At 64.5% G+C, this 13,424-nt stretch carries 9 protein-coding genes and 1 pseudogene; 2 read left to right on the top strand and 8 right to left on the bottom strand.

What is annotated here, in order from left to right; all coding sequences use genetic code 11:
- Window positions 1–13: 13 nt before the first annotated feature.
- The 5 genes from atpA to X741_RS155000 form a co-directional block, all read right to left on the bottom strand.
- The gene (gene atpA / locus X741_RS154980; protein WP_013892430.1) at window positions 14–1,543 is read right to left on the bottom strand and encodes a F0F1 ATP synthase subunit alpha; all 1,530 of its coding nucleotides are present in this window, start codon (window positions 1,541–1,543) and stop codon (window positions 14–16) included.
- Window positions 1,543–2,103 (bottom strand): F0F1 ATP synthase subunit delta, encoded by a 561-nt coding sequence (locus X741_RS154985; protein WP_023766042.1) that lies wholly within the window; start codon window positions 2,101–2,103, stop codon window positions 1,543–1,545. Before X741_RS154985 ends, atpA begins: the two co-directional genes overlap by 1 nt.
- Window positions 2,104–2,349: 246 nt before the next feature.
- Window positions 2,350–2,745 (bottom strand): DUF4345 family protein, encoded by a 396-nt coding sequence (locus X741_RS154990; protein ID WP_013892428.1) that lies wholly within the window; start codon window positions 2,743–2,745, stop codon window positions 2,350–2,352.
- A 96-nt stretch (window positions 2,746–2,841) separates the two neighbouring features.
- Complete coding sequence (locus tag X741_RS154995; protein WP_023777576.1) at window positions 2,842–3,537, bottom strand: aspartate/glutamate racemase family protein; 696 nt, start codon at window positions 3,535–3,537, stop codon at window positions 2,842–2,844.
- Between the two features lie 49 nt (window positions 3,538–3,586).
- Window positions 3,587–5,770, bottom strand: coding sequence for a primosomal protein N' (locus tag X741_RS155000; protein WP_023777575.1), 2,184 nt, complete (start codon window positions 5,768–5,770; stop codon window positions 3,587–3,589).
- A gap of 90 nt (window positions 5,771–5,860) precedes the next feature.
- Between X741_RS155000 and fsa the strand changes: the two genes are divergently transcribed.
- A complete protein-coding gene (fsa, locus tag X741_RS155005) occupies window positions 5,861–6,517 on the top strand; it encodes a fructose-6-phosphate aldolase (RefSeq protein ID WP_013892425.1) in 657 nt (218 codons plus the stop codon).
- Between the two features lie 72 nt (window positions 6,518–6,589).
- Here the strand turns inward: fsa and X741_RS155010 are convergent, their stop codons facing one another.
- The 3 genes from X741_RS155010 to leuS all read right to left on the bottom strand — a co-directional run bounded on the left by X741_RS155010 (window position 6,590) and on the right by leuS (window position 12,581).
- Complete coding sequence (locus X741_RS155010; RefSeq protein ID WP_023777574.1) at window positions 6,590–9,154, bottom strand: DNA translocase FtsK; 2,565 nt, start codon at window positions 9,152–9,154, stop codon at window positions 6,590–6,592.
- Window positions 9,155–9,376: 222 nt separating this feature from the next.
- Window positions 9,377–9,970: an LPS assembly lipoprotein LptE gene (gene lptE / locus X741_RS155015; RefSeq protein ID WP_023777573.1), complete on the bottom strand. Its 594-nt coding sequence runs from the start codon at window positions 9,968–9,970 to the stop codon at window positions 9,377–9,379.
- Complete coding sequence (leuS, locus tag X741_RS155020; RefSeq protein WP_023777572.1) at window positions 9,957–12,581, bottom strand: leucine--tRNA ligase; 2,625 nt, start codon at window positions 12,579–12,581, stop codon at window positions 9,957–9,959. Before leuS ends, lptE begins: the two co-directional genes overlap by 14 nt.
- Window positions 12,582–12,737: 156 nt before the next feature.
- Between leuS and X741_RS01000000166475 the strand changes: the two are divergent.
- A pseudogene (locus tag X741_RS01000000166475) lies at window positions 12,738–13,405 on the top strand (YggS family pyridoxal phosphate-dependent enzyme).
- Window positions 13,406–13,424: the final 19 nt, after the last annotated feature.

Below are 13,424 nucleotides of genomic sequence, written 5' to 3'. Positions count from 1 at the left end.
CTTGTCGCTTCGCTCAGGCGAAGGTCTTGGCGAAAGCGTCGATCTCGGCCTTCAGCTTGGCGCGCAGATCGTCCGACAGTGCCTTTTCCTTGCGGATGGCGTCGAGAACGTCCTTGCCCGCCGCACGCATGTGGCTGAGCAGGCCATGCTCGAACTTGCCAACCTGGTTGACCGGCAGCTTGTCGAGATAGCCGTTGACGCCGGCGAAGATCACCGCGACCTGCTCTTCCGTCTTCAGCGGCGAGAACTGCGGCTGCTTCAGGAGTTCGGTCAGGCGCGATCCGCGGTTGAGCAGGCGCTGCGTGGCGGCGTCGAGATCGGAGCCGAACTGCGCGAAGGCCGCCATTTCGCGGTACTGGGCGAGCTCGCCCTTGATCGAGCCGGCAACCTGCTTCATCGCCTTGATCTGCGCCGACGAACCGACGCGCGACACCGACAGGCCGACGTTGACGGCCGGACGGATGCCCTGGAAGAACAGGTTGGTTTCAAGGAAGATCTGGCCGTCGGTGATCGAGATCACGTTGGTCGGGATGTAGGCCGACACGTCGTTGGCCTGCGTTTCGATGACCGGCAGGGCGGTCAGCGAGCCATTGCCCAGATCGTCATTGAGCTTCGCGGCGCGCTCGAGCAGGCGCGAGTGCAGGTAGAAGACGTCGCCCGGATAGGCTTCGCGGCCCGGCGGGCGGCGCAGCAGCAGCGACATCTGGCGATAGGCGACGGCCTGCTTCGACAGATCGTCGTAGCTGATCAGCGCATGCATGCCGTTGTCGCGGAAATATTCGCCCATGGTGCAGCCGGCGAACGGCGCCAGGAACTGCATTGGCGCCGGATCGGACGCGGTGGCGGCGACGATGATCGAGTATTCGAGCGCGCCGCGCTCTTCGAGCACCTTGACGAACTGCGCGACGGTCGAGCGCTTCTGGCCGACGGCGACGTAGACGCAGTAGAGCTTTTCCTTCTCGGGGCCGTTGTCGTGCACCGACTTCTGGTTGAGCATAGTGTCGAGGATGATGGCGGTCTTGCCGGTCTGACGGTCGCCGATGACCAGCTCGCGCTGGCCGCGGCCGACCGGGATCAGCGCATCGATGGCCTTGAGGCCGGTCGACATCGGCTCATGCACCGACTTGCGCGGAATGATGCCGGGCGCCTTGACGTCGACGCGCTTGCGTTCGACCGCCTTGATCGGACCCTTGCCGTCGATCGGGTTGCCGAGCGCGTCGACGACGCGGCCGAGCAGGCCAGGACCCACCGGAACGTCGACGATGGCGCCGGTGCGCTTGACGGTGTCGCCTTCCTTGATGTCACGGTCGGCGCCGAAGATGACGACGCCGACATTGTCGGCTTCGAGGTTGAGCGCCATGCCGCGGATGCCGCCGGGGAATTCGACCATTTCGCCGGCCTGGACATTGTCGAGGCCATAGACGCGGGCGATACCGTCACCGACGGACAGCACCTGTCCAACTTCGGAGACCTCGGCCTCCTTGCCGAAATTCTTGATCTGGTCTTTCAGAATTGCGGAAATTTCCGCGGCGCGGATGTCCATCAGCCGACCTCTTTCAGTGCAAGCTTGAGCGAATTGAGTTTGGTTTTGAGCGACGTGTCGATCTGGCGCGAGCCCATCTTGACCACCAGCCCGCCGAGCAGCGACGGATCGACGGTGACGGAAATGGCCACGTCCTTGCCGGCAACGCTCTTCAGCGCCGCCTTGAGTTCAGCCTGCTGGGCCGCGGTCAGCTCATGAGCCGACGTCACTTCGGCGGCGGTCTCGCCACGATGTTCGGCGGCGATCTGGCGGAATGCCCTGATCATGCCGGGGACGGCGAACAGGCGCCGGTTGCGGGCCACGACGCGCAGGAAATTGCCGGTGAGGCCGGTAATCCCGGCCTTGTCGGCGATTGCCGCTATGGCCTTGGCCTGGTCCTCGCTGGAGAACACCGGGCTGTTGATCAGCCGGGTCAGGTCGGCGCTGCCCGCGAGCATCGCCTCGAAACTGTTGAGGTCGGCTTCGACCTTGGTCACGGAATTTGCCTGCAGCGCGAGTTCGAACAGCGAACCCGCGTAGCGTTCTGCGACACCTGAGATTGGCGATGACGATTGAGCCACGGACCGTCTTTTCTCTTGTCTGACAGGCCGCAGATTGTTGGCGCGAGCAAAAACTCTGGCTAAATCTTTGACCTTACTGCATTTTTTCAAGCACGGAGGCGCGGCTTCCGCTATCCCCGGCCGAAAGTCGATTGCCGTCTAGCACAGGCATTTTAAGACCGCAATGCGTCGTTCCGCATGGTTTTCAGGCACTATTGTCGCATCTGGCGAAAGAGTCCCGCCTCGCGCCCCGGAATAGCTAAGGATTCAGGGCACAAAGCCGAAGGCAAAGGCGAGCGGCAATGCCGCCAAGGCCAATTCCACCACAATGGAAACCCAATTGAAAGGCGTGTTGGCGCCATCCGACATCATCGACAGCAGGCGGCCGAAGGCGGTGAACAGCCAGGAGAAGCCGAGCGCCATGTAAACCAGCGGCTGCGCCAGGAGGATGCAGCACAGGCCAACGCCGAGATAGAAGCCAGACATCCTGCCCCGCCCCTCGGCGATCGCCGCTGCCTTCTCCGGTTTGACCTGCAGGCGCAGGACACGGAAGGCCACGCCCGGCGCCAAGAAAAACAGAAGGCCGAGCAGCACGGTGACGACGGCGCTCGACCAGGCCAGCCATTCGCCCTGGCTCGTCGGCCATGGAAGCGCAAAATCCATCTTGTCCCCTCGAAATGCCGGTTTTGAAATTCCCGCGCATTCTAGCGGAGGAAAAACCCCACGCCAGATGGCTCCCCGAACTTTAGAAGAAGGCCATCAACCGAGCGCGAACTCGACCGCCGCCTCGGCGTGGATGCGTGTCGTGTCGAACACCGGAATGTCGAAATCCTGCTGCCCGATCAGCATGGTGATCTCGGTGCAGCCCATGATCAGGCTATCGGCGGCCTTTTCGCGGCGCAGGCGCTCGGTCTCGGCGATATAGGCCACCTTCGAGGTTTCGCTGACGATACCCTGGCAGAGCTCGTCATAGATGACGCGATGGATCATGTCGCGCCCGGCGGCGTCGGGCACTATCGGTTGCAGTCCGTATTTGTCGGCGAGCCGGCCCTTGTAGAAATCCTGCTCCATGGTGAAGCGCGTCGCCAGCAGCGCCGGGCGCTGCATGCCGGCGCGCTTGATCGCCACCGCGGTGGCGTCGGCGATGTGGATCAACGGGATCGACACCGAGGCCTGCACCTGGCCGGCCAGTTTGTGCATGGTGTTGGTGCACAGGAGCAGCCCTTCCGCGCCGCCTGCCTCCAGCTTGCGCGCCGCCTCGACGAGAAGCACGCCGGCGCTCTCCCAGTCGCCGTGATGCTGGCGCTCGGCGATCTCGGCGAAGTCGAACGACCACAGCAGCAGTTTGGCCGAATGCAGCCCGCCAAGACGCTCGCGCACGATCTCGTTGAGCAAGCGATAGTAGATGGCGGTCGATTCCCAGCTCATGCCGCCGAGCAGGCCAAGGGTTTTCATGTGATCTTCCATTTTTCGCTGGGGACAGCCTACCGCTGAAACCGCGACCTTACAAAAAACTCTGCGGGTCGATATCGACCTGCACCCGCACCGAGCCGCGCTGCTTCGGCCCGTTGGCCAGCATAGCCCTGATAAAACCTTGCATGTCGGCACGCCGCTCGCCCTGGATCAGCAGACGGAAGCGGTGGCGTCCGCCGAGCAGGGACAGCGGCGCCTCGGCCGGCCCGAGCACGAACAGATCGGAGGACTCGGGCGCGGCGCGGCGCAGACCACGCGCATGGCCTTCGGCTTCGGCTCGCGTCACCGCGCTGACGATGACGCCGGCCAACCGGCCAAAGGGCGGCAGCGCCGCGCGCTCCCGCTCGGCGATCTCGCGCTCATAAAATGCCTCGGCGTCACCCGAAACGATCGCCCGCATCACCGGATGATCGGGCTGGAAGGTCTGCAGCAGGCCAAGGCTCTTCTTGCCGGTGCGGCCGGCGCGGCCGGTCACCTGGCTGAGCAATTGGAACGTCCGCTCCGCTGCGCGCGGATCGCCATTGGCAAGGCCAAGGTCGGCATCGACAACGCCGACCAGCGTCATGTTGGGGAAATTGTGGCCCTTGGCGACCAACTGCGTACCGATGACGATGTCGGCCTCGCCATCGGCGATCGCCTCCAGTTCCAGCCGCAGCCGCCGCACGCCCCCCATCAGATCCGAGGACAAAACGATGGTGCGCGCATCGGGGAAATGCGCCACGACCTCCTCGGCGATGCGCTCGACGCCCGGCCCGCAGGCGACCAGGTGATCGAGCGTGCCGCATTCCGGGCAGGCTTCCGGCCGGCGCTCATTGTGCCCGCAATGGTGGCAGACCAGCTGGCCGCGAAAGCGATGCTCGACCAGCCAGGCCGAGCAGACCGGGCAGCCGAAGCGATGGCCGCAGACGCGGCACAGCGTCAGCGGCGCATAGCCGCGCCGGTTGAGGAACAAGAGCGATTGTTCCTTCCTCTCCAGCGTCTGGCGCATATGGTCGAGCAGCACCGGCGACAGGAAGCCGCCACGCGCCGGCGGCGCGCGCCGCATGTCGATCGACTTCAGCTGCGGCAGCGCCGCCTCGGCGAAACGAGCCGAGAGAATGGCTCGGTTGTATTTCCCCTGGCTCGCATTGACCCGGCTCTCGACCGATGGCGTCGCCGACGCCAGCACGACTGGGCAACCCCCGATGTGGCCGCGCACGACCGCCATGTCGCGGGCGTTGTAGAAAACGCGGTCTTCCTGCTTGTAGGCGGGGTCGTGCTCCTCATCGACGACGATCAGGCCGAGCTCCTTGAACGGCAGGAACAGCGCCGAGCGCGCGCCGGCGACGACGCGCACAGTGCCCTCCGCCACCTGCCGCCAGACCTTTTCGCGCATCCTTGGCGGCAGGTCCGAATGCCATTCGCCGGGCTTGGCGCCGAAGCGCTGCTGGAAGCGTTCGAGGAAAGCGTGGGTCAGCGCGATTTCCGGCAGCAGGATCAGCACCTGCTTGCCTTGGTCGAGGGCGGCCGCCACCGCCTCGAAATAAACCTCGGTCTTGCCCGACCCGGTGACGCCGTCGAGCAGCGCGACGTTGAAGGTGCCGGCCGCGACATTGGCGCGCAGCATCGATGCTGCGTCGTTCTGGTCCGGCATCAATTCGGGCGCGGCATACAGGGAATCAGGCGCGGCCACCACCGGGCGTGGCGGGATCATCACCGTCTCGAACACGCCTTGCGCCTTCAGTCCCTCGATCACCGTCGACGACACGCCGGCGGCATGGGCGAGGCCGGAGCGTGTCCAGGCAAGGCCGCCTTCGGCCACCTCCAGCACCCGCTCCCTGGCGCTCGTCATCCGGTCGGGTACGAGAAGCGTGCGCTGCAGCCCCTCGATCCATGGTTCCGGGTCGAAAGCTTCCGGCGCCCGAAGCAGCATGCGCGCCACCATGCCCGGCGCCGACAGCGTGTACTGCGCCACCCAGTCGACGAAGCGGCGCATCGAACGGTCGATCGGCGGGCAGTCGAAGACCTGTTCGATGGGGCGCAGTTTTTTCGCGTCGATATTCTCGACCACGCCATCCCAGACGATGCCGGCGACCTGCCGCGGCCCGAGCGGCACGCGCACGATCGAGCCCGGCACGACGCGCATGCCGGCGGGCACGGCATAGGTGTAAGGGCGTTCTGCAGGCATCGGCACCAGCACCGGTGCGGCTGCGACAAAGGGCGAATCTTCGATCATGAGGCGTGACCTTGCCCCGACTTTGGTCTAGATCAAAGAGCAACGCTGAACGTGCCTTCCCAAGCACGCCGAAATCTTCAGGAGACCGCCATGAAATTTTTTGCCGACACCGCCGACATCAAGGAAATCCGTGAGCTGATCGATCTGGGGCTGCTCGATGGCGTCACCACCAACCCCTCGCTGATCCTGAAATCGGGCGGCAAGATCTCCGAGGTCACCAAGCAGATCTGCGACATCGTCGAAGGCCCGGTTTCGGCCGAAGTCGTGGCCACCGAGTACAAGAACATGATGGCCGAGGCCGAGGTGCTGGCCAAAATCGCGCCGAATGTCACCATCAAGGTGCCGTTGACGCTCGATGGGCTGAAGGCCTGCAAGACGATCCGCACCGAAATGAACCGCATGGTCAATGTCACGCTGTGCTTCTCGGCCAACCAGGCGCTGCTCGCCGCCAAGGCCGGCGCTTCCTTCATCTCGCCCTTCGTCGGCCGCATCGACGACACCGGCTCGGACGGCATGGAGGTGATCCAGGAGATCCGTCAGATCTACGACAATTACGATTTCCAGACCGAGATCCTGACCGCCTCGGTGCGCACGGTGAACCACGTCAAGCAGGCGGCCCTGATTGGGGCCGATGTCGTCACCGCGCCGCCGGCCACGCTGAAGGCGCTGGTCAACCATCCGCTGACCGACAAAGGCCTCGCCGCCTTCCTCGCCGACTGGGCCAAGACCGGCCAGAAGATCAGCTGAGCGATCCGATATCCGCTACCAAAAAAGGCCGGGCAACCGGCCTTTTTTATTGACCCTTCGTCGACCTGCCGGTCAATCCGCGCCCTCTTCGTCGGGCGCGGCAACCGGCGGGCGCCGGCCCGTCATGATCTCGCGCTTGCCGACATGGTTGGGCGCGCCGACCAGCCCTTCCTTCTCCATGCGCTCGACCAGGGAAGCGGCGCGGTTGTAGCCGATGCCGAGGCGACGCTGGATGTAGGACGTCGAACATTTCTTGTCGCGCAACACCACCTTGACCGCCTCGTCATAACTGGAATCGCCGTCCTCGGCCGCAACGGATCCCTTGTCGAAGACGGCTCCCTGGTCGCCTTCGTATTCGTCTTCATCCGCGTCGGCCGTCACCGTTTCCAGATATTCGGGGCGGCCCTGCGCCTTCAGATGCGCCACGACGTGCTCGACCTCCGCGTCGGAGACAAAGGGGCCGTGCACGCGCGAAATGCGCCCGCCGCCCATCATGTGCAGCATGTCGCCCTGGCCAAGCAGCTGCTCGGCGCCCTGCTCGCCCAGGATGGTGCGGCTGTCGATCTTGGACGTGACCTGGAAGGAAATCCGGGTCGGGAAGTTGGCCTTGATCGTGCCGGTGATGACATCGACCGAGGGGCGTTGCGTCGCCATGATCAGATGGATGCCGGCCGCGCGCGCCATCTGTGCCAGGCGCTGGATCGCGCCTTCGATCTCCTTGCCGGCGACCATCATCAGGTCGGCCATCTCGTCGACGATGACCACGATATAAGGCATCGGCGCGAGGTCGATTTCCTGCTGTTCGAAGAGCGGCTCGCCGGTGCCCTTTTCAAAACCAGCCTGAACGGTCATGACGACCGTCTCGCCCTTGTCGCGGGCTTGGGCGGCGCGCTCGTTGTAGCCGTCGATGTTGCGCACGCCGAGCCGCGCCATCTTGCGGTAACGGTCCTCCATCTCGCGCACCGCCCATTTGAGCGCGGTGACGGCCTTCTTGGGATCGGTGACGACCGGGGTCAGAAGATGCGGGATGCCGTCATAGACGGAGAGTTCGAGCATCTTGGGATCGACCATGATCAGCCGGCATTCTTCCGGCTTCAATCGGTAGAGCAGCGACAGGATCATGGTGTTGATGGCGACCGACTTGCCGGAACCGGTGGTGCCGGCAACGAGCAGATGCGGCATCTTCGCCAGTTCGGCGATGACGGGCTCACCACCGATCGTCTTGCCTAGGCAAAGCGCCAGCTTGCAGCCGGTCTTGCGAAAGCCCTGCGATTCGATCAGTTCGCGGAAATAGACGGTCTCGCGGGTCTCGTTCGGAAGCTCGATGCCGATGACGTTGCGGCCGGGCACCACCGCGACGCGCGCCGAAATCGCCGACATGGAACGGGCGATATCGTCCGCGAGGCCGATGACGCGAGACGATTTGACGCCCGGCGCCGGCTCGAACTCATAGAGTGTCACGACCGGACCAGGGCGAACGTGGATGATCTCGCCGCGCACGCCGAAATCCTCCAGCACGCTTTCCAGGAGATCGGCATTCTGCTCGAGCCGCTCTTGCGACATGTAGAAGCCTTGCCCTTCCGGCGGCTGCTGCAGCAGCTCTTCGGAGGGAAGTTCGTATGCCTCGCCAGTCGTGGACGGCACGATCTTGCCGGCCTTGGGCAGCGGCGAAGATATGCGCCCGGCCGGAGCTTGCACGGTCTCCTCCAGGCTTTGCGCGACCTGGACCGGAACGGCTTTGCGCGCGACGGCGGAAGTTGCGATCGCGGGCCGGGCCTGTCGCGGCGCGCTGCTCGCCACCGGCTGGACCTCGGCCTCGTTCGAATTGGCCGGACGGACGTCCGGCAGTGCAGGCGGAGCTTGCAGGCCCGGAAGGCATTCGATGACGCGGAACAGCGAGGTGGGATCCGCCGTGGGCGCGGCGTGCCTGTCGGCCGGTTTGGCGACCACCGGCCCGGCCGGGCGCCGCGCAGGGACGGCTTGCGGCACCGGCGGAGCTTCGACCATATAGGGCGCCATGACCTCGAAAAAGGCGTGATCCGACAGATAGGGCCAGCGCACTCTTTCGCGGTTTGTCACCTTGCCCGGCGCCGCCGTTCCCTGGACCGGAGCCGATACGCGTGACGTTGCGGTCATCCTTGACCCCGCAGGTTCGCCGGTATGCCTTGGCGTAACGGATGTCGGGGCCGAACCCGCCGGCCTCTGCAGCACCGCGCCCCTGTTGCCGGCAGTCGAGCGGACGGCGTCCAAGACGGGGTTCCGGTTCTTCAGTAATGGTGAAGACGAGGCTGCATGGGATGGCGAGGCCGCGGCGGGCCGTGCGCTTGCTTGCTGCGCCGGTGGGACCGGCGGTTCGCTTTGCTCGGCGGCAATCTGGTCGCGCTGCGGATGGCGCGTCTTGGCTTCATAGTCCGGCGTGCGGGTAAACCGCACATTGGGCGCCAGGAAGAAATAGTCTTGCCAGGCTGGGCTTTCGTTGCCGCCAAGATCGACGAAATCACCGGAATTGCCGGCTCCGGCCGCGCCTGGCTGCCGGCCGTCCGCCTTGTCGTTGATGGTGTTGAAACGCTTTACCCCGGGGTCATCGGGCGAAGCTGCCTTCAATGAATTGACCCGGAGAAAACGCCTGGATTCCATGCTCAAGACTCACTCTGAAACTTCTGCTGAGCAATAGGGAGCGAGTGGTTAACAGTTGCTTCCCGTCGGCAGCGCCGGAGCGATAGAAAAGCTGAAAATAGAGATCGGCCCTGGCAGTCGTGAGGCGAGTCGAAGACCAGAATTCACATGCCGCTGGCAGCCCGAAGGCCGGTGCGTTTTGCCCGTCCGTGGCTCGGCTTTTGCGTGAAACGAAAAACAGCGTTAGCCAGCCGTCTTGCCGTGCCTGACCAGATCCTGGGCGATGGACAATTGCAGGGCTTCGGCCAGCTCGCGCGCGGCGCGATTCTCGGCGTCGATCTGCGCCCGATACGAGGCAAATTCCTGCCGGGGCCTGTCGAAGGACGAGGTGATCGCCCGCTTGCCGACCGCGATTACGGCGCCGGTTTTCGCATCGTTGAGCGTGTAGCTGGCGGTCAGCGTCACCGAACCGGCGGTCGGCTCGTCCTGATCGGTCTGGACCTGCACCAGCGCGGCCGAATCGACGGCTTCGGTCACGCTGAGACCCAGCGAATAAAGCGGCGAGGCCGGTTCGCCGGCGCCGCGCCCAAATCCGAAGATCAGATTGTTGCGCACCTGCTGGGCATAACGTGAGTTGACCGGCTTGACGGCGATCGACGCCAGTTCGGCGTTTGCGCTTGAGCCCGTGGTCAGCGGCGCGGTCGAATAGAGCGGCCGCACCTGACAGGCCGAAACCAGTGCCAGCGAGCCGACAAGGCCGGCAAGCGCGAGGCGGCGCAGCAAGCGGCTCAGCTCTGTCTTTTCCAGGTCAGGCAACTCAAGGTCAGGCAACGACATTGACGATCCTCTGCGGCACGATGATCACCTTGCGCGGGGCCTTACCTTCGAGCGCTTTCTGCACGAAGTCGAGAGCGAGCACAGCTTTTTCGACCGCACCTTGGTCCGCGTCGCGGGCAATTGTCAAATCCCCACGTTTCTTGCCGTTGACCTGCACCGGATAGGTGACCTCATTGTCGACGACCAGCGCCGGATCGAAGACCGGCCACGGGCGTTCGGCAACCAGATCGGTGCCGCCCAACGCCTCCCAGCACTCCTCGGACAAATGCGGCATCACAGGCGCGATCAGGTGCACCAGGATCTCCACCGCCTGGCGGCAGGCGCCTTGCATCGCCGGATCGGCCTTGCCTTCCGCCACGTCGTTGAGCGGTGCGGTCAGCACGTTGGCCAGTTCATAGATGCGGGCAATGGCGCGGTTGAAGGCGAGCTTCTCGATGTCCTCGCCGACCGCCTTGAGTATCTTGTGCGCGGCCTTGGAAACCGCTCCGGCTTCACCATTGTCGGCCGCCGCCGGCTTGACGCCAGCCAGCGTTTCGGCTGCCGTCGACACCAGCCGCCAGATGCGCTGCATGAAGCGATGCGCGCCGGCGGCGCCATCGTCGGTCCATTCGACATCGCGCTCGGGCGGTGAATCCGACAGCATGAACCAGCGCGCCGTATCGGCGCCGTAGCCGTCGGTGATGTCCTCCGGACTGACCGTGTTCTTCTTCGACTTCGACATCTTTTCGAGCGGGCCGATCGTCGCGTCCTCGCCGGTGACGATCTCGATGGCGCGGCGCTTGCCGTCGGCTTCCTCCAGCCGCACCTCGGTTGGCGCCAGCCAGCGACCGTTCGATGCCGACCCGACGCGATAGGTTTCGTGCACCACCATGCCTTGCGTGAACAGACCCTTGAACGGCTCGGCCAGATCGACATGGCCGGTCTCGCGCATGGCGCGGGTGAAGAAACGCGAATAGAGCAGGTGCAGGATCGCGTGCTCGATGCCACCGATATACTGGTCGACCGGCAGCCATTCGTTCGCCGCCTTGGGATCGGTCGGCTCGTGCGCCCAGGGCGCGGTGAAGCGGGCGAAATACCACGACGAATCGACGAACGTGTCCATCGTGTCGGTTTCGCGGCGCGCGTCCTTGCCGCATCGCGGGCACTTCACATGCCGCCAGGTCGGATGACGGTCGAGCGGGTTGCCCGGCCGGTCGAAATCGACGTCGTCGGGCAGCTTGACCGGCAGGTCCGCTTTCGGCACCGGCACCACGCCGCAATCCTCGCAATGGATCATCGGGATCGGGCAGCCCCAGTAGCGCTGGCGCGAAATGCCCCAGTCGCGCAGGCGGAAATTCACCTTGCGTTCGGCCATTGGCCGGTTGCCGATCGTCTTCTGCTCCAGGAGCTTCGCCACCTCGTCGAAAGCCTGGCCGGGCTTCATGCCGTCGAGGAAGCGCGAATTGATCATCGCGCCATCGTCGCCATAGGCCACGTCGACGATCTGGAAGGTCGCCTGATTCTCGCCTTCCGGCATCACCACCGGCACCACCGGCAGGCCATATTTGTTGGCGAAGTCGAGGTCACGCTGGTCGTGCGCCGGGCAACCGAAGATGGCGCCAGTGCCGTATTCCATCAGCACGAAATTGGCCACGTAGACAGGCAGCGTCCAGCTGTCGTCGAACGGGTGGGCAACGCGGATGCCGGTGTCGAAACCCTTTTTCTCGGCCGTCTCCAGCGCCGCCACCGACGTGCCCATATGGCGGACCTCGTCGATAAACTTCGCCAGCGCCGGATTGGTCTCGGCCGCCTTTTTGGCCAGCGGATGATCGGCGGCGATGGCCATGAAAGAGGCGCCGAAGATGGTGTCGGGCCGCGTCGTGTAGACTTCCAGCTCGTGTTCGCCGGCAATGTCGGAGGCCAAAGGCCAGCGGATCAGCAGGCCTTCCGAGCGGCCGATCCAGTTCTGCTGCATCAGCTTCACTTTTTCGGGCCACTCGTCGAGGCCGTCCAGCGAATCCAGCAGATCCTGAGCGAAGTCGGTGATCTTGAAGAACCATTGCGTCAGCTCGCGCTGTTCGACCAGCGCGCCCGAGCGCCAGCCGCGCCCGTCGATGACCTGCTCGTTGGCGAGCACGGTCATGTCCTCCGGATCCCAGTTGACCTTGGAGGATTTGCGCGTCACCAGGCCCTTCTCGACGAAGTCGAGGAACAGCATCTGCTGGCGGTGATAATAGTCGACATCGCAGGTGGCGAATTCGCGCGCCCAGTCCAGCGACAGGCCCATGACCTTGAGCTGCTCGCGCATGGTGGCGATGTTCTGGTAGGTCCATTCCTTGGGATGGACCTTGTTCTGCATCGCCGCGTTCTCGGCCGGCATGCCGAAGGCGTCCCAGCCCATCGGATGCAGGACGTTGAAGCCCTTGGCCCGCTTGTAGCGCGCCACCACGTCGCCCATCGTGTAGTTGCGGGTGTGGCCGATATGGATGCGCCCCGACGGATAGGGGAACATCTCCAGCACGTAGTATTTCGGGCGCGGATCGTCATTGTGCGCTTCGAAAAGCTTCTTGGCAGCCCAGGCCTTCTGCCATTTGGGTTCTGACGCGCGCGGATTGTATCGTTCGGTTGCCATGGGACGTTTTTCACTTAAAAGCATGCACGGACTGCGGGCGAGACGCTCGGCAGTTCAGGGAATGTGGTCCGGGTGTTCACCATGGTTTGGCAAACCCGTCAACCATATGGGCACCGCGTCGGCCAAAAACGCGGGTCAAAACAGCAGGATTTGCATATGGGCGACGCCGTTCAGCAGTTTTTTGCGGTTAAGGCGAAGATCGCCGGGGCCGAGCGCGAGGCTGGCCGCGAAGCCGGGACGGTGACGCTGGTCGCCGTCTCAAAGACCTTCGAGGCCGCCGACATCAGCCCGGTCATCGAGGCCGGCCAGCGCGTCTTCGGTGAGAATCGCGTGCAGGAGGCGCAAGGCAAGTGGCCGGCGCTGAAAGGAGCTTTCCCGGACATCGAGCTGCACCTGATCGGCCCGCTGCAATCGAACAAGGCCAGGGAGGCCGTCGCGCTGTTCGACGTCATCGAGACGGTCGACCGCGAAAAGATCGCCGCCGAACTCGCCAGGGAGATCGCCCGGCAAGGCCACGCGCCAAAGCTGTACGTCCAGGTCAACACCGGTTCGGAACCGCAGAAGGCCGGCATCGAACCGCGTGAGGCGGTGGCCTTCGTCGCGCGCTGCCGCGACGTCCACGGGCTCGCCATCGAAGGCCTGATGTGCATCCCGCCGGCCGACGAGAATCCCGGTCCGCACTTCGCGCTGCTGGAAAAGCTCGGCAAGGAAGCCGGCGTCGCCAAACTCTCGATGGGCATGTCCGGCGACTACGAGACGNGACGGCGATCGCTTTCGGCGCCACCAGCGTCCGGGTCGGTTCAGCGATCTTTGGCAGTCGTTAGTCCCGCACGGCACCAGCAC

This window comes from Mesorhizobium sp. LNHC221B00 (assembly GCF_000502935.1).
Taxonomy (GTDB): Bacteria; Pseudomonadota; Alphaproteobacteria; order Rhizobiales; family Rhizobiaceae; genus Mesorhizobium; species Mesorhizobium opportunistum.
The sequence above is the reverse complement of the archived record's forward strand: the minus strand, read 5'-3'. Positions and strand labels throughout refer to the sequence as shown.

Coding starts and splice junctions, on each gene's coding strand:
- atpA (WP_013892430.1), bottom strand. CDS start 1,543: ATGGACATCCGCGCCGCGGAAATTTCCGCAATTCTGAAAGACCAGATC.
- X741_RS154990 (WP_013892428.1), bottom strand. CDS start 2,745: ATGGATTTTGCGCTTCCATGGCCGACGAGCCAGGGCGAATGGCTGGCC.
- X741_RS154995 (WP_023777576.1), bottom strand. CDS start 3,537: ATGAAAACCCTTGGCCTGCTCGGCGGCATGAGCTGGGAATCGACCGCC.
- X741_RS155000 (WP_023777575.1), bottom strand. CDS start 5,770: ATGATCGAAGATTCGCCCTTTGTCGCAGCCGCACCGGTGCTGGTGCCG.
- fsa (WP_013892425.1), top strand. CDS start 5,861: ATGAAATTTTTTGCCGACACCGCCGACATCAAGGAAATCCGTGAGCTG.
- X741_RS155010 (WP_023777574.1), bottom strand. CDS start 9,154: ATGGAATCCAGGCGTTTTCTCCGGGTCAATTCATTGAAGGCAGCTTCG.
- lptE (WP_023777573.1), bottom strand. CDS start 9,970: ATGTCGTTGCCTGACCTTGAGTTGCCTGACCTGGAAAAGACAGAGCTG.
- leuS (WP_023777572.1), bottom strand. CDS start 12,581: ATGGCAACCGAACGATACAATCCGCGCGCGTCAGAACCCAAATGGCAG.